The sequence below is a fragment of the Bauldia sp. genome (assembly GCA_037200845.1).
Taxonomy (GTDB): Bacteria; Pseudomonadota; Alphaproteobacteria; order Rhizobiales; family Kaistiaceae; genus DASZQY01.
In genome coordinates this window covers 857090-873339 of the sequence record JBBCGQ010000001.1, presented here as the reverse complement: position 1 = coordinate 873339, position 16250 = coordinate 857090, and the positions used below count along the sequence as shown (strand labels likewise).

General features: G+C 67.3%; 15 protein-coding genes. 6 read left to right on the top strand and 9 right to left on the bottom strand.

Going from position 1 to position 16250, the window contains the following annotated elements; genetic code table 11:
- Window positions 1-332: 332 nt before the first annotated feature.
- The 5 genes from WDM94_04210 to upp form a co-directional block, all read right to left on the bottom strand.
- Complete coding sequence (locus WDM94_04210) at window positions 333-1343, bottom strand: aldose epimerase family protein (protein ID MEJ0011831.1); 1011 nt, start codon at window positions 1341-1343, stop codon at window positions 333-335.
- 106 nt (window positions 1344-1449) lie between these two features.
- A complete protein-coding gene (locus tag WDM94_04205) occupies window positions 1450-2973 on the bottom strand; it encodes a phosphomannomutase/phosphoglucomutase (protein MEJ0011830.1) in 1524 nt (507 codons plus the stop codon).
- Between the two features lie 84 nt (window positions 2974-3057).
- Entirely contained in the window at window positions 3058-3558 is a 501-nt protein-coding gene (locus tag WDM94_04200) for a TIGR02281 family clan AA aspartic protease (protein MEJ0011829.1), read from the bottom strand.
- Between the two features lie 287 nt (window positions 3559-3845).
- Window positions 3846-4616: an SDR family oxidoreductase gene (locus WDM94_04195; protein MEJ0011828.1), complete on the bottom strand. Its 771-nt coding sequence runs from the start codon at window positions 4614-4616 to the stop codon at window positions 3846-3848.
- Window positions 4617-4750: 134 nt separating this feature from the next.
- A complete protein-coding gene (upp, locus tag WDM94_04190) occupies window positions 4751-5380 on the bottom strand; it encodes a uracil phosphoribosyltransferase (GenBank protein ID MEJ0011827.1) in 630 nt (209 codons plus the stop codon).
- Between the two features lie 170 nt (window positions 5381-5550).
- Between upp and WDM94_04185 the strand changes: the two genes are divergently transcribed.
- The gene (locus WDM94_04185) at window positions 5551-6771 is read left to right on the top strand and encodes a phosphopentomutase (protein ID MEJ0011826.1); all 1221 of its coding nucleotides are present in this window, start codon (window positions 5551-5553) and stop codon (window positions 6769-6771) included.
- On the opposite strand, the gene WDM94_04180 is transcribed toward WDM94_04185, so the two are convergent.
- Complete coding sequence (locus WDM94_04180; GenBank protein ID MEJ0011825.1) at window positions 6655-7722, bottom strand: AraC family transcriptional regulator; 1068 nt, start codon at window positions 7720-7722, stop codon at window positions 6655-6657. The genes WDM94_04185 and WDM94_04180 overlap by 117 nt on opposite strands.
- Window positions 7723-7815: 93 nt before the next feature.
- Here WDM94_04180 and WDM94_04175 point away from each other — a divergent pair, with 93 nt between their 5' ends.
- Window positions 7816-8658 (top strand): SDR family oxidoreductase, encoded by an 843-nt coding sequence (locus WDM94_04175; protein MEJ0011824.1) that lies wholly within the window; start codon window positions 7816-7818, stop codon window positions 8656-8658.
- Between the two features lie 110 nt (window positions 8659-8768).
- Entirely contained in the window at window positions 8769-9233 is a 465-nt protein-coding gene (locus tag WDM94_04170; protein ID MEJ0011823.1) for a L,D-transpeptidase, read from the top strand.
- Between the two features lie 166 nt (window positions 9234-9399).
- Here WDM94_04170 and deoA read toward each other — a convergent pair whose 3' ends face one another.
- From deoA to cdd, 3 genes are all read right to left on the bottom strand, one after another.
- Window positions 9400-10710, bottom strand: coding sequence for a thymidine phosphorylase (deoA, locus tag WDM94_04165; protein MEJ0011822.1), 1311 nt, complete (start codon window positions 10708-10710; stop codon window positions 9400-9402).
- Between the two features lie 136 nt (window positions 10711-10846).
- Window positions 10847-11659: a purine-nucleoside phosphorylase gene (locus WDM94_04160; GenBank protein MEJ0011821.1), complete on the bottom strand. Its 813-nt coding sequence runs from the start codon at window positions 11657-11659 to the stop codon at window positions 10847-10849.
- Window positions 11656-12066, bottom strand: coding sequence for a cytidine deaminase (gene cdd, locus WDM94_04155; GenBank protein ID MEJ0011820.1), 411 nt, complete (start codon window positions 12064-12066; stop codon window positions 11656-11658). The genes WDM94_04160 and cdd overlap by 4 nt, the downstream gene beginning before the upstream one ends.
- 382 nt (window positions 12067-12448) lie before the next feature.
- Between cdd and WDM94_04150 the strand changes: the two genes are divergently transcribed.
- From WDM94_04150 to WDM94_04140, 3 genes are all read left to right on the top strand, one after another.
- On the top strand, window positions 12449-13465 hold the full coding sequence (locus WDM94_04150; protein MEJ0011819.1) for a BMP family ABC transporter substrate-binding protein: 1017 nt from the start codon (window positions 12449-12451) through the stop codon (window positions 13463-13465).
- 127 nt (window positions 13466-13592) lie between these two features.
- Window positions 13593-15113, top strand: a complete 1521-nt coding sequence (locus WDM94_04145; GenBank protein ID MEJ0011818.1) for an ABC transporter ATP-binding protein — start codon at window positions 13593-13595, stop codon at window positions 15111-15113.
- A complete protein-coding gene (locus WDM94_04140; GenBank protein ID MEJ0011817.1) occupies window positions 15110-16249 on the top strand; it encodes an ABC transporter permease in 1140 nt (379 codons plus the stop codon). Before WDM94_04145 ends, WDM94_04140 begins: the two co-directional genes overlap by 4 nt.
- Window position 16250 lies beyond the last annotated feature (1 nt).

Here is a 16250-nt window from a genome sequence, read left to right as displayed (position 1 = left end):
CGGGGGAGGCACACCCCTCCCCAAAACGCCTTCGGCGTTTTGACCCTCCCGCAAGGGGAGGGTTCAACAAAGTGGAGTCCGGGTCTTGCAGCCGCCTTCCCCCTGGGAGGGCCAAACCGCGCGGTGGTTTTGGGGAGGGGTGTGCTTCGGCGGGCTCTGAGGTCTCAGCGGTGCGCGGAGGAGGCACACCCCTCCCCAAAACGCCGAAGGCGTTTTGACCCTCCCACAAGGGGAGGGTTCAACAAAGTGGAGTGCGGGTCGTGCAGCCCGGCTGAGCCCTCCCCTTGCGGGAGGGTTCGGCTTGTTGAAGCGCCTCGCTCCGACAAGCTGCGCTAGCGCGCGAAGGTGAAGGTGGTGATCTGGCGGTAGGTTTCGCCCGGGCGGAGGATCGAGGTCGGGAAGCCGGGGTGGTTGGGGGCGTCGGGGAAGAGTTGCGGCTCGAGGCAGACGCCGCCGTTGACCTTATAGCGGCGGCCGCCGAGGCCGGGGACCGGGATGTTCATCGACATGCCGTCGTAGAACTGGAGGCCCGGTTCGGTCGAGGCGACCGACAAGGTGACGCCGCTCTTCGGCGACGAGAGGCGCGCCTGCTCGCGCGGCGTGGCAGAGCGCTGGCGGCCGACGACGTAGTTCTTGTCGAACGCGATGCGATCGGTGCCGCGCATGCGCCGGATCGTATGCGGGGCGCGGAAATCGAAATTGGAACCGGCAACGGCGAGAACCTCGCCGGTCGGGATCAGATCGGCGTCGGTCGGCGTGTAGGAGTCGGCGAGGATCTGGATCGTGTGATCGAGGATGTCCGGCGAATCGTCGAGGTTGAAGTACGAATGCTGGGCGAGGTTGACCAGCGTCGGCGCGTCGGTGGTGGCCGTCGCCTCCATGCGGAGGACGTTGCCGGCCTCGACCGAGTAGCGCACCGTCGCCTCGACACGTCCGGGGTAGCCCTCCTCGCCGTCCGGGCTGACGATGCGGAGCGTCACGCTCGCCGCGTCGCTCGCGACCAGCGTCCAGTTGCGCATGCCGAAGCCGACGAAGCCGCCGTGCAGGTGCTGCTTGCCCTTCTCGTTCAGCGACACCTGGTACGGGCGGCCGTCGATGGCGAAGCGGCCCTTGGCGATGCGGTTGGCGGAGCGGCCGGCGACGGCGCCGACGTGGGGCGAATGGAGGACGTAATCCTCGGCACGGTCGAAGCCCAGCACGAGGGGATGGCCGACGCCGGCGAGGCGGATATCGCGAATGACGGCGCCGACGGTCAAAACACTGACCGTCAGGTCGGCCGCGGCGATGGTGACTTCGCGGACTTCAGTGCCGTCCGGCAGCCGCCCGAATAGGCGCGACTCCATGCGAAGCCCCCTCCACTGGAATCAGTGGAATTTCAGTCTACCGTTCACGCGCGCGTGAACGATAGTCCGCATAAATGGCTAGAAACGCCCGGAATCCGTGTGTTCGCTAGACTGTCTGGTTGTAGGCGCCGACGGAGGGATGGCCCTCGCGGAGCGCCTTATCGACGGTCGCGAACATAGCACGCATGCGCGCCTCCGACACCGGACTCTCGACCACGACCACCAGCTCGGGCTTGTTGGACGAGGCGCGGACGAGGCCCCAGGTGCCGTCGTCGGTGACGACGCGGACGCCGTTGACGGTGATCAGATCGACGATGGCGTGGCCGTCGATCTTGTCGCCGGCGGATTTCATTTTCTCGAACTTCGCCTTCACCTCGTCGGCGACGCCGTACTTCTCCTCGTCCGGGCAGGTCGCCGACATGGTCGGCGAGCCCCACGTCTTGGACAGCGCGCCGGTGAGATCGGCGAGCGACTTGCCGGGGTTGCGGTCCATCATGTCGAGGATGGCGATCGCCGAGAGCAGGCCGTCGTCGTAGCCGCGGCCGATCGGAGTGGCGAAGAAATAGTGGCCGGACTTCTCGAAGCCGGCGAGCGCGTGCAGCTCGTTGACGCGGCGCTTGATGTAGGAATGGCCGGTCTTCCAGTAGTCGGTCCTGGCGCCGTTCTGCTTCAGCACCGGATCGGTGGCGTAGAGGCCGGTCGACTTCACGTCGACGACGAAGGTGGAATTCGGGTGCACGGCGGAGAGGTCGCGCGCCAGCATGACGCCGACCTTGTCGGCGAAGATCTCGTCGCCGTTGTTGTCGATGGCGCCGCAGCGATCGCCGTCGCCGTCGAAGCCGAGACCGAGATCGGCGCCGCTCTCCTTCACCGCCTTGCTGATGGCATGGAGCATCTCCATGTCTTCCGGGTTGGGATTGTAGCGCGGGAAGTTGTAGTCGAGCTCGACATCGAGGGGGACTACGTTGGCGCCGAGTGCGGCCAGCACCGTGGGGGCGAAGGCGCCGGCGGTGCCGTTGCCGCAGGCGACGACGACCTTCATCTTGCGCTTCCAGCGCGGCCTGTCGCCGAACGAGGCCATGTAGCGGGCGGCGAAATTGTCGATGAACTCGTAGGTGCCGCCGTCCTTCTGGTTGAACGTCGCGGAGAGCACGATGTCCTTCAGGCGCGTCATCTCGTCGGGGCCGAAGGTGAGCGGGCGCTCGGCGCCCATCTTGACGCCGGTCCAGCCGTTCTCGTTGTGCGAGGCGGTGACCATGGCGACGGCCGGCACGCCCAGCTCGAACTGGGCGAAATAGGCCATCGGCGTGACGGCGAGGCCGATGTCGCGGACGCGGCAGCCGGAGGCGACCAGGCCGGCGACGAGCGCCAGCTTTATCGACTGGGAATAGGCGCGGTAGTCGTGGCCGACGACGATGTCGCGGTGGACGCCCATTTCGCCGAGCAGCGTGCCCAGCCCCATGCCGATGGCGGTGGCACCCATCAGGTTGAGCTCCGGCGCCTTCGGCGAGCCGGGCACGCCGAACCACCAGCGCGCGTCGTATTCGCGGAAGCCGGTCGGCTTGACCAGCGGCGTCGTCTCGTAGGCGAAGGTGTTGGGGGTGAGTGCGGCGACGGGCTTCGGCAGCATGCGGTGCGCGGTCCTTGGTTCAACGCCGGCGGGCGCGCCACTCAAACCGGAGGGGCGCGTCGTGGCAAGAAATATTGGGCGAAACTATTGAACGAGGACGAGCTGCCCGTCGCCGGCCTCGAATTTCGTCAGTCGACTGAGGAAACTCATACCGAGCAGATTCAGTTCCAGCGCATCGCCTTTTACGACGACGGCCGCGACATCCTGGACGGCGACGTTGCCGACGCTGAGCACGCCGAGCGACACGGGCGCCGCGGGAATGATGCCGTTCGCCGTCTGGACGCGGGCGATGTAGTCGCCGGGGCGCGGCTCGATGCCGAGGTCGCGGGCGGCCTTCTCCGACAGCACCACCTTGGTGGCGCCGGTGTCGACCACCATCGCCAGCGTGCGGCCGTCGATGGCCGCCTCGGTGGCGAAGTGGCCCTTGTCGTCGGCGCCGATGGTGACGGTGCGCGGCTCTTCCGGGCCGTTGGCGACGAGATCGGCTTCCGCGGTCAGCGACGAGACGACGCCCGGCAGGACATAGGGGAGCGCGACGGCCGCAAACACGATTGCGGCGGAGATGGCGAGGAAACGCTGCTGCATGGGGTGTTTTCTGCCGCAAGGGTGCCTAACGGCGTGCTCCCGGAGGGCGGCGTTCTGGCGGGTTGGTTAGCGGGAGGTTGAGATGCCAGCGTGCGGATGAGAGATGCGTGCGCCGGAGGGGATGAGAGACACCCCCTCCCCGCCTTTGGCGGTCGCGGCGTTAGTGCGTGGCTGCTCGGTTTGATGCGGAGGAGAGACACCCCTCCCCAAACCGCCTTTGGCGGTTTGACCCTCCCGCAAGGGGAGGGTTCATCCTTGCCGGAACATCGTGCTTCTGCAAACTCCGGCTACACCCAGCCGCCGTCGAAGACGAAGTTCTGGTTGGTGGCGGCGGAGGATTCGTCGGAGGCGAAGAAGAGGACAGCGCGCGCGATCTCGGCCGGGTCGAGCGTGCGCTGGAGGGACTGGTCCTTCATCAGTTGTTCCAGCGCGTCGGGCGTCACCCACAATTCCTTCTGGCGCTTGGTCATGATCCAGCCGGGCGAGATCGCGTTGATGCGGATGTTCTGGCGGCCGAGATCGCGCGCGAGGCCGCGGACCAGGCCGTAGGAGGCGATCTTGGAGGCGACGTAGACCGGCATGTTCTGGCTGCCGACCATCCACGAGCCGGAGCTCATGTTGACGATCGCGCCGCCGCCGGCCTTCTGCATGTCGGGCACCACCTGCTGAATTGCAAACAACTGATGCTTGAGGTTCACGGCGATGCGGTTGTCGAAATATTCGGGCGTGACATCGGCGAGCGCGTGACGCTCGTCGTGGGCGGCGTTGTTGACCAGGATGGTGACGGGGCCGAGCGCCTTGCGCACGTTCGCGATCGCGACTTTCAGCGCGGCGATGTCAGTGAGGTCGCAGTGCTCGAAGTGGACCGTCCGGTGCTTCTTCTTCAGGCGCGCGGCCAAGGCCTGCGACGGCTTATCGGCAATGTCGAGGAAGCCGACCTTCGACCCCTGCGCGGCGAAATGCTCCACGACGGATTCGCCGATGCCGGAGCCGCCGCCGGTGACCAGCACCGTGCGGCCCTTCAGGCTTGGGTAGATGGCGCCGAATTTCGGTTTCATCGGTAGTTCCCCGTCTATTTTCTTGTTCTTACGGCGGGGTGCCGAGGTTGGGAAGGCACCCCTCCCCAAAACCGCCGGCGCGGTTTTGACCCTCCCGCAAGGGGAGGGTTCGACCCGTTGCGGCGGCGGCGCTCCTACTTCGTGCCGTAGAGGCGGTCGCCGGCGTCGCCGAGGCCGGGGACGATGTAGCCGTGGTCGTTGAGGCGCTGGTCGATGGCGGCGGTGTAGATCGGCACGTCTGGGTGCGCCTTCTGCAGGCGGGCGATGCCCTCCGGCGCGGCGAGCAGGCAGACGAAGCGGATGTCCTTGGCGCCGCGCTGCTTGAGCTTCTCGATGGCGGCCGATGCGGAGTTGGCGGTGGCCAGCATCGGGTCGACGACGATGACCAGGCGATCGGCGAGATCCTCGGGCGCCTTGAAGTAATACTCGACCGGCTCGAGCGTCTGCGGGTTGCGGTAGATGCCGATGTGGGCGACGCGGGCCGAAGGCACGAGGTCGAGCATGCCTTCCAGCAGGCCGTTGCCGGCGCGCAGGATCGAGGCATACACCGGCTTCTTGCCCTGCAGGATCGGCGCGTCCATCGCGGCGACCGGCGTCTCGATGCGCTTGGTGGTCAGCGGCAGGTCGCGCGTCACCTCGTAGGTGAGGAGGAGCGCGATCTCGCGCAGCAACTGGCGGAACTGCACCGTCGGCGTGCCCTTGTCGCGCATCAACGTGAGCTTGTGCTGAACGAGGGGGTGGTTGACGACGGTGACGCCCTGCATGGACACTCTCCTGCTTCGCGGCAATCGGCAGTCGGAGACGCCCGATTGCCTGCTGCCGATTGCCGGCTGCCTGTCCGAGAAACCCTAGCCGCCCTGCCGGCGCGGCGCCAATGGCGCACGTCACAGGCGTGGCGGTTGTCCCCGGGGAAGGCCATGCCTAGGGTGCGGCCATGGCGCGCGCGATCATCATGGTCATGGATTCCTTCGGCATCGGCGGGGCGGAGGATGCAGCCGCCTTCGGCGACGCGGGCTCCGATACGCTGGGCCATATCGCGGCGGCGTGCGCTGTCGGCGCCGGCGACAAGGCGGGGCTGCGGAGCGGGAAACTCAGCATGCCCAATCTGACGGGGCTGGGCTTAGGTCGCGCGGCGGAGGCCTCGACGGGCACGCTGCCGCCGGGGCTGGAGGCTCCGCCCTCGCCCGACGCGATCTGGGGCTATGCGCGCGAAACGTCGACCGGGAAGGATACGCCCTCCGGCCACTGGGAGATGGCGGGCGTGCCGGTGTCGTTTGCCTGGACGTATTTTCCGGACACGGTGCCGGCATTTCCGAAGGCGCTGACCGATGCATTGATCAGCGAGGCGAAGCTGCCGGGGATACTCGGCAACAGGCATGCGTCGGGGATGCCGATCATCCACGAACTCGGCCCGGAGTCGATCCGGACGGGGAAGCCGATCTGCTACACGAGCGCGGATTCGGTTTTCCAGATCGCGGCGCACGAAACGCATTTCGGGCTGGAGCGCCTGTACGAGGTCTGCGAGGTGGCGCGGCGGCTGTGCGACCCGCTCAATATCGGACGGGTGATCGCGCGGCCGTTCGTCGGCGAGACGATCGAGAGGTTCAAGCGGACCGCGAACCGGCGCGACTATGCGGTGCCGCCGCCGGAGCCGACGATCCTCGACCGGCTGGAGGCGGCGGGGCGGAAGGTTTTCTCGGTCGGCAAGATCGGCGACATCTTCGCGCATCGCGGGACCGGCACGATCCTCAAGGCGCCGAACGACATGGCGCTGTTCGACCGGGCGCTTGAGGCACTGGGCCAGGCGGGCGACGGGGATTTCGTCTTCGCGAATTTTGTCGATTTCGACACGCTGTATGGGCATGCGCGGAACGTGCCCGGGTATGCGGCGGCGCTCGAGATGTTCGACCGGCGCGTGCCGGAGATGCTCTCCGCGTTACGCGACGGCGATCTGGTGATCTTTACCGCGGATCACGGCAACGATCCGACGTGGCGCGGGACCGACCACACGCGGGAGCATGTTGCGATCTGCGCGACATTACGCGGGCGGCCGGGCAAGGCGATCGGCGGGCGCGCGACGCTTGCGGATATCGGCGAGAGCGTCGCGGCGCACCTTGGGATCGCGCCGGGCAGGCACGGCCGCAGCTTCCTCTAGCGTCGCTCTGGCCGCCGCGGTCGTGGCTTCGCGGCCACGCAGCATTGCGGCGAATTCGCTTGGCGGGCAGCCTACCCTGTGGCTGAACGCGGTGCTGAAGGCGCTCGCCGATTTATAGCCGACGGTCGCGGCTATCTCGTCCAACGTGCCGCGGCCGTGCAGCAGCGCGTCCTTGGCGAGCGCCATGCGCCAGCGCAGCAGATACTCCACCGGCGCGGCGCCGACAGCTTCGGAGAAACGGCGCGCGAAGACAGAGCGCGACATGCCGGCGTCGCGCGCCAGCTCGGCGAGCGTCCATCCACGGCCGACGTCGGCGTGGATGCTGGCCAACGCCTTGGCCAGTTGCGGATCGGCGAGGCCGCCGAGCACGCCGGTATTGGGTGACCACGCGGTGGCTTCGCCGCGCAGCGTCTCGATGAGCAGCACTTCGATAAGGCGCGAAAGAATCGCTTCGCGGCCGGGACTGGCGCCGTCGGCTTCCTGCTTGAGCAGGGAGAGAAGCGCGCGGAGGCGGGCGTTCGCGTCGCGCTCGGCACGCACCATCACGACGCGAGGCAGCAGCTCCAGCAGGAGATCCGCGTTCGCCGGATTGCACAGGATGAGGCCGCCGAGCTTGCGCGTCGTCGGAAGCCGCTCCGGGTCGCCCAAGCGCAGTTCACCGTCAACCTTGTGGGCACGCTTGTACGCCTCGGTCGTCAGCACGATCTCGGCGCCGGGCTCACTGACGAAGGTGTCGCTCGCCGGCCGCAGCGACAGCATGTAATCGCCCTCGATCAGCTCGGTCGGGGCGCCCTCGTCGGGCACATACCAGCAGCGGCCTTCAGTCACGAGGTAGAACACCGGTCCCGGCTGCGGCGGCATGCGCAAGCCCCAGCGTCCGGCCGCCGCCATCTCACCGAGCAGCACGGTCTCCGGCCTAAGCAGCCGCACGATCTCGCTCAAAGCATCCATTGGTACGATCCGTAACGTAAGGGGGACTTTACGTTATGGAACGGATCGCTGCCGTCGTCTATCTCCGCCTCATCGCAAATGGAGACGAAGCAGATGGCCAAGACCGTTCTCATTACCGGGTGCTCATCCGGCATCGGCCAATCGACCGCCCGCCACTTTGCCGGCGAGGGCTGGAACGTCGTGGCGACGATGCGCAATCCCGCGTCCGACGCGGCGCGCGATTATCCGGATCACGTGCTGGTCGAGCCGCTCGACGTCACCGACCCGACGAGCGCCGCAGCCGCGGTCGAGGCTGGCGTCCGGCGTTTCGGGGACCTCGACGCCATCGTCAACAACGCCGGTGTCAGCATCGTCTCGATTTTCGAGGCGACGGCGGCCGAGGCGATCCAGCGGGTTTTTTCCACCAACGTATTCGGCCCGATGAACGTCATCCGGGCGGCGCTGCCGCACCTGCGGGCGCGCAACGGCGCCATCGTCAACATCAGTTCCGGCGTGGGCTTTGTTGCGGTCCCGCTGCTGTCCTTCTACGTGGCCTCGAAATGGGCGCTGGAAGGTTTCTCCGAGTCGCTGGCCTACGAACTCGAGTCGCAGCACGTGCGGGTCAAGCTCGTTGAACCTGGCGCGGTGCGCACCACCAACTTTTCTGCGAGCACCGGCGCCGCGATGCAAACGACGGCGGTCCCGCCGGGCTACCGGAGCTATTTCGACCACGCGCTCGGAGCGATGATGAACTACCCGTTTGCGGCGACCGAGGAGCAATCGGTGGTCGAGACGATCTATCGCGCGGCGATCGACACCTCGCAGCGCCTTCGTTATCCGGTCGGACCGGACCTCGCGGAATACGCGCGGCTGCGGTGGTCGACGTCGGAAGACGAATACCGCGCCGAGATGAGCCGGCTGGTCGGGCAGACGGCATGGCGCGAAATGCGGAAATAGCGAGGCAAAGCACGGGCCGCCGAAGCTGAACGCCGGCCAACGGCGGCTTCAGCTTCGGCTCAGGGCAGCGGCGGTAAACCGGGATCATCGATCAACCGGGGGACACGCCCATGACAACGCTTTTCGCCCTGCTTGCCGCGCTGCAGCTCTTCATCTTCGGGCCGGAGACGGTGCCGCCGCAGATTGTCGACGCGGTCAACGATGTCGGGGTTACCGCGATGGTCTCCATCGCCGACCAGCGCATGTATGTCGTCGTGATCGACAAGATGGGGCTGAAGAAGACGTATGCCTGGCGGGTTTCGACCGGCAAGGACGGGTTCGAGACGCCGACCGGCGACTTCCGGCCGACGCGCACGGCGGCCGAGTATTATTCCAAGACTTACGACGACGCGCCGATGCCCTATGCCGTGTTCTTCACCGGCGGGTATGCGGTGCATGCGACCGAGGCGGTCGGGCGGCTGGGGTCGCCGGCGTCGCATGGCTGCGTGCGGCTGACGCTGGAGAATGCGCAGACGTTCTTCTCGCTAGTCGAGGCGTTTGGCGCGCGGAATACGACGATTGCGGTGAAGGCGTAGCGCGCAACAAACTCTGTTGTCATGCCCGCGCAGGCGGGCATCCAGTAGCCACAGACAGATCGGCGTGTACTGGGTCCCCGCCTTCGCGGGGACGACAGTTAGAGACTCGGCCTCACGTTCTGAATCAAGTTGAGGTCGCGGCGGAAATGCGAGTCGGTGGAATCGGTTAGGGGCCGATCCTCTCGTAGACGGTGCGCGACTCTGGAGCGCTGCCGCCGAGGCGGTAGGCGGCGCGGAGGGAGGCTTCGGCGCGGTCGGCGGAGGTTGCGTCTTTTGCGTGGACTTTGGCCAGCGGCGTCCTCGGATCGAGTTTTGCGCCGAGGCCGGCGAGCGACGTGAAGCCGACGGTGTGGTCGATGGCGTCGGCGGCGCGCATGCGGCCGCCGCCGAGCTCCACGACCGCGATGCCGATGGCGCGGGTGTCGATGGCGCTGACGGCGCCGGTGCCCGTCGCGAAGACGTCGCGGCTGACGGGGGCGGGGCGGAGATGTTTCGCCGGGTTTTCCATGATGTCGGCGGGGCCGCCTAGGGCTGCCGACATGCGCCCGAAGATTTCGGCGGCGCGGCCGGAGGTGAAGGCCTTTTCGATGCGGGTGCGGCCGTCGCCTTCGTCATTCGCGATGCCGCCCAGCGCCAGCAGCTCGCCGCCGAGCGCTACCGTCACGTCCCACAGGCGGCGGTCGACGTGGGCGCCGGTGAGGAAATCGATGGCGTTCCGCACCTCGACGGCGTTACCGGCGGCGGTGGCAAGGGGCTCGTTCATGTCGGTGATCAGCGCGCTGGTCTTCAGGCCGGCGCCGTTCGCGACCTCGACCAGACTTTTGGCGAGGCCGCGGGAGTCTTCGATCTTCTGCATGAAGGCGCCCGTGCCGGTCTTCACGTCGAGGACGAGGCCGCCCAGGCCCGCGGCGAGTTTCTTCGACAGGATCGAGGCGGTGATGAGCGGGATCGACTCTACCGTCGCGGTGACGTCGCGGATGGCGTAGACGCGCTTGTCGGCCGGCGCCAAGTCGGCGGTCTGGCCGATGATGGCGCATCCTACCTGCTGCACGACCTTGCGGAAGAGCGCGTTGTCGGGCTGCGTCGTGTAGCCGGGGATCGCGTCGAGCTTATCGAGCGTGCCGCCGGTGTGGCCGAGGCCGCGGCCGGAGATCATCGGCACGTAGGCGCCGCACGCGGCGAGCGCGGGCGCCAGCATCAGCGAGACGTTGTCGCCGACGCCGCCGGTCGAGTGCTTGTCGAGCACCGGGCCCGGGAGGCCCGACCAGTCGAGCACGGTGCCGGAGTCGCGCATCGCCTCGGTCAGCGCGACGGCCTCCTCGCGCGTCATGCCCTTGAAGAAGGTCGCCATGGTGAAGGCGGCGACCTGGCCTTCCGTCACCGCGCCCGAAGTCAGGCCCTCGACCATGAAGGCGATCTCGGCCTTGGTGAGCGGCTGGCCGTCGCGTTTCTTGCGGATGATTTCCTGGGGGAGCATTTTTGCTTTCCCTGTCGCGCCTTCGGCGCTCCTCGCCGCTTGTTGGTTGTCACCCGCGAAGGCGGGAATCCAGTAAACGCCGCGCCGTCAATCTGTACTGGGTCTCCGCCTTCGCGGGGACGACAGTCTGGGGAGGTCAGCTCCACACCCTGTCGCGCAGATACCGCTTGATGATGCGCGCCAGCTTTCCGGCACCCAGCGGGGCCAGTTCCTTCGTTTCCTCGTGGGTGATTTCGGCGCCGGTCATGCCGGCGGCGAAGTTTACGATTGCGGAGGCGGCGGCGCACTGGAGGCCGAAGAAGCGGCCGAGGATGATTTCGGGGACCGTCGACATGCCGACGGCATGGGCGCCGGCGAGGCGGGCCATGCGGATTTCGGCCGGCGTTTCGAACGAGGGACCGGAGAACCACATGTAGACGCCGGTGTTCATGTAGATGCCCTCGCGCTCGGCGGCGGCGAGGATCGAGGCGCGGAGGTCGGGATCGTAGGCGGAGGTGAGGCCGACGAAACGCTCGTCGCCGGGCTGGCCGATCAACGGATTGGCGCCGGCGAAATTGATATGGTCGGTGATCAGCATCACCTCGCCGGGACCGACCTCGGTGCGCAGCGACCCGGCGGCGTTGGTGCAGATCAGCGTGTCGGTGCCGAGCGCGGCGAGCGTGGCGACGGGCCCGCGCATCGCCGCGGCGTTGCCGTGCTCGAAATAATGCTCGCGCCCGGAGAAGGCGATGACGGCGGCGCCCTCGAGCCAGCCGGCAACGACCTCGCTGCGGTGCGCGGAGACGCCGGAGACGGGGAAACCTTCCAGCTCGCGGTAGGGAATACGGACCGAGTCCTGGATCTCGTCGCCGAGGCCGCCGAGGCCGGAGCCCAGCACGATGCCGACGGAGTACGGCAGATCGGCGCGGGCGCGGATCGCGGCGGCGGCCTTCTCGCCCTCGCCCTTCACTTGGTGTCCTCCATCTCGAAGGCCGACGGGAGCAGTTGCTCGATGCGGAAGGTCTGCCCCTCGCCGCCCGGATCGATGACGTGCACCGGCGTGCCTATCGCCGCGAACTCGGCGATGCGCTGCCGGCAGCCGCCGCACGGCGTCGTCAGGCGGCCCTCGATACGATCGGCGACGACGGTGATCTCGGCGATGCGGCGGCCGGGACCGGGCGGGTTGGCGGCGACCATCGCGGCGATGGCGGAGGTTTCGCCGCACCAGCCTTCCGGATAGGACGCGTTCTCGACGTTGGCGCCGACGTGCGTCGTGCCGGCGGCGGTGAGGATCGCGGCGCCGACGTGGAACCTGGAGTACGGGGCGTGGGCGCGGTCGCGCACCGCCTTCGCCTGGTCGAACAGCGCGCGATTCATCCTGCCTCCCCTGCCCCGGCCGCGCTTTCTGGCGCACGGCCTTGCGGGCATCTTCGGGCGCGCCGGCCACGGGTGCAACCGGCCTCGTCCGTGTGCACGATATTTTCCAACTGGTGAAAGAATCCACATGAAAATGACGGCGGTTCATGCAAATCTGGAACGATCGGGGCTTGCAGACAGGCGTTTGCAAGCCGCCCGGAAGGCCGCGGAAAGCGGCCCCGGAGCGATTGTTTCGGTTGCCAACGGGAGTGGGCGGCCACGAGGGTGGCGACGCCTGTTTCAATGCGGAGACCTGCCAAGAATTGCCTCAGGGCCGGCCAAGCCAGGCCGCCGGGGGTCCGTAAATCCTGAACATTCGGAGGGTAAGTTGAAATCACGCGTAATGACGAACACGATCGCCGCGGCCTTTGCCGTAGCGGTTCTCGGCGCGACGGCGCCTGCATTTGCCTACAAGGTCTGCCAGGTCACCGACACCGGCGGCGTCGACGACAAGGGCTTCAACCAGACGGCCTGGAAGGGCGTGCAGGACGCGCAGACGTCGGTCCCCGGCGTGGAAGGCAAGCTGCTCGAGTCGAAGGCCGAGACGGATTACGTCCCGAACATCAACTCGTTCGTCAGCGAGAAGTGCGACATGATCATCACTGTCGGCTTCCTGCTCGGCGACGCCACCAAGGCGGCGGCCGAAGCCAACACCGGCATCAAGTTCTCGATCGTCGACTTCGCCTACGACCCGACCATCCCGAACGTGCTCGGCCAAGTCTACAACACCGACGAAGCGGCGTTCCTCGCGGGCTACCTCGCGGCGGGCGTTTCGAAGTCGGGCGTCGTCGGCACCTTCGGCGGCCTCAACATTCCGCCGGTTACCATCTTCATGGATGGCGTGGCGCGCGGCGTCGACTACTACAACAAGCAGAAGGGCAAGACGGTGAAGGTGCTTGGCTGGGATCCGGTCAAGAAGGAAGGCCTGTTCACCAACAACTTCGACTCGCTCGACGACGGCAAGACCTTCGCCAAGAACCTGAACGACGAAGGCGCGGACATCGTCGTGCCGGTCGCCGGCCCGGTCGGGCAGGGGTCGGCGGCGCTCGCCACCGAACTCGGCGTCGACAAGCTGAAGATCATCGGCGTGGACGTCGACCAGTACAACACCGATCCGGAGCACAAGGGCGTGTTCCTGACCTCGATCCTGAAGAACATGGACGCGACCACCGTCGCGGCGATCAAGCAGGCGGTCGATGGCTCGTTCAAGGGCGGCGTCATCGTCGGCACGCTCGCCAACGGCGGCGTCGGGCTGGCTCCGTTCCACGATCTCGACTCGGCGGTCCCCGCCGACCTCAAGGCCGAGCTCGACAAGATCGCCGCCGGCATCAAGGACGGCTCGATCTCCGTGAAGGGCTAGTCAGCCCGCACGGACTACCGCAATATGGCCCGCCGCGTCCCACAAGGACGCGGCGGACTTGCATAAAGACAAAGGCTCGAGGGCGCGCGAGCCTGAAAAAGAAGATCGGCGGCGGGACGGGTCGACCTTGGAAATCGAGCTCAAGGGCATCACCAAGCGCTTCGGCAGCGTCGTCGCCAACTCCGACGTGAACCTGAAAATCCGGCCGGGCGAAATCCTCGGCCTGCTCGGCGAAAACGGCGCCGGCAAATCCACGCTGATGAACGTGCTCTCCGGCCTCTACCGGCCGGACGAAGGCGAGATCCTGATCGACGGCAAGCCGACGCGCTTCCGCGACGCCAAGGACGCCATCCACGCCGGCATCGGCATGGTGCACCAGCACTTCATGCTGGTGCCTGTCTTCACGGTGGCGGAGAACGTCGTGCTGGGCGTCGAGCCGACCGGCAAACTCGACTATCTCGATCTTGCCAAGGCGCGGCAGCAGGTGTCGGCGATCAGCGCCGAGCATGGGCTGGAGGTCGATCCCGACGCGATCATCGAGGAGATCCCGGTCGGCCTGCAGCAGCGCGTCGAGATCATCAAGGTGCTGTTCCGCTCGGCCGACGTCATCATCTTCGACGAGCCGACGGCGGTGCTGACACCGCAGGAAGTTATCGAATTTTTCGGCATCATCCGGTCGCTGCGCGACGCCGGCAAGGCGCTGGTTTTCATCACGCACAAGCTGCGCGAGGTGCTCGCCGTCGCGGATCGCATCTCGGTCCTGCGCGGCGGCAAGGTGGTCGGCGAAGGCGATCCCAAGACGGCGACCGATGCCGATCTCGCCGAGATGATGGTCGGGCGCTCGGTGCGCTTCTCGGTCGACCAGCGGGCCACCAGCGTCGGGGCGACGCTGCTCGAGGTGAAAGGCATCCGCGCGCTCAACGAGCGCGACGAAGTGGCGGTCGACGGCGTCGATTTTGTCGTGCGCGCCGGCGAGGTGGTCGGCGTCGCGGGGGTGCAGGGCAACGGGCAGACCGAGCTGGTCGAGGTAATCACGGGGCTGCGCTCGATGCTCGCCGGCAGCGTCTCGTTTCTCGGGCAGGACATCACGCGTGCCTCGACGCGAGAGCGGCATAGGCGCGGCATCGCGCATGTGCCGGAGGACCGGCAGCGCTCGGGCATGATCGCCGACTTCACGGTGGCGGAGAATGCGGTGCTCGATTCCTACTACGAGCGGCGCTTCTCGCGCGGCATCACGATGCGCTGGCCGGAGGTCTACAAGGAGAGCGCGCGCATCGTCGCCGATTTCGACGTGCGCACGCCCTCCATCTTCGCGCTCGCCGACCATCTGTCCGGCGGCAACCAGCAGAAGCTGGTGGTCGGGCGCGAGCTGTCGCGCGACATCAAGCTGATGATCGCGGCGCAGCCGACGCGCGGCGTCGACGTGGGATCGATCGAATACATCCACGACCGGCTGATCGCGGCGCGCGACCAGGGCGTCGGCGTGCTGATCGTTTCGACGGAGCTCGACGAGATCCTGTCGCTGTCGGACCGCATCCTGGTGATGTTCCGCGGGCGCATCGTCGCCGAATTCACGCACGACAAAGCGGACGTGAAGGAGATCGGCCTCGCCATGGCCGGCGCCACCGCCGACGGGGTCACGGCATGAGCACCAGCGACAAGCCGGCCTCGCCGATCGCGACCGAAGTATTGCGGCGCGTCGTGGTCACGCGTTTCGACGTCGAGCAGATCGTGCTGGTGCCGATCCTCGCGGTCATCATCGCGCTGGTGCTGGGCGGCATCATCATGCTCGCCACCGGCGTCAGCCTCTCCTCGATCGGCGTGGCGTTCGGGGCGCTGTTCACCGGCTCGGTCGGGTCGATCTCGGCGATCAGCGAGACGCTGACGGCGGCGGCGCCGCTGACGCTTGCCGGCCTCGGCCTGGCGCTCGGCTTCCGCGCCGGGCTGTTCAACATCGGCGCCGAGGGGCAACTGATCCTCGGCGGCATGGCGGCGGTGGCCGTCGGCTTCGCCTTCACCAACCTGCCCATGTTCATCCACCTGCCGCTGGCGCTCGCCGCCGGGATGATCGTCGGGGCGCTGTGGGCGGCGATCGCCGGCTGGCTGAAGGCGGCGACCGGGGCGCACGAAGTCATCACCACGATCATGCTGAACTTCATCGCGATGCGGCTGGCCGACTACATGCTGCGCAACCCGCCGATCCAGAAACCGGGTCGCTCCGACCCGATCTCGCAGTCGGTGCTGCCTTCGGCGCAACTGCCGAAGCTGCTCACCTGGCTCGACCCGACGCTGCGCGTTCACCTCGGCATCATCATCACGGTGATCGCGGTCGCCTTCGTCTACTGGCTGCTGTTCAAGACGACGACGGGCTTCGAGTTCCGTTCGTCGGGCTCCAATCCGGAGGCGTCGCGCTACGCCGGCATGCGCTCCAGCCTGATCATCGTGCTGGTGATGGCGTGCTCGGGCGCGCTCGCCGGGCTTGCCGGCGCCAACCAGGTGCTCGGCGTGCTCGGCCGCGCCTCGCCCGGCTTCTCCGGCGGCGCCGGGTTCGATGCGATCGCGGTGGCGCTGCTCGGGCGATCGCATCCGGTCGGCGTGCTGCTCGCCGGGCTGCTGTTCGGCGCGCTCGAGGCGGGAGGGCGACAGATGCAGGTCTCGGCCGGCGTGCGCATCGACCTCATCTCGATCATCCAGGCGCTGATCATCATCTTCGTCGCGGCGCCGATGCTGGTGCGCGCGATCTTCCCGTTCGCCTTCGCCAAGCGCGTGCCGGGGGAAGGCTAGG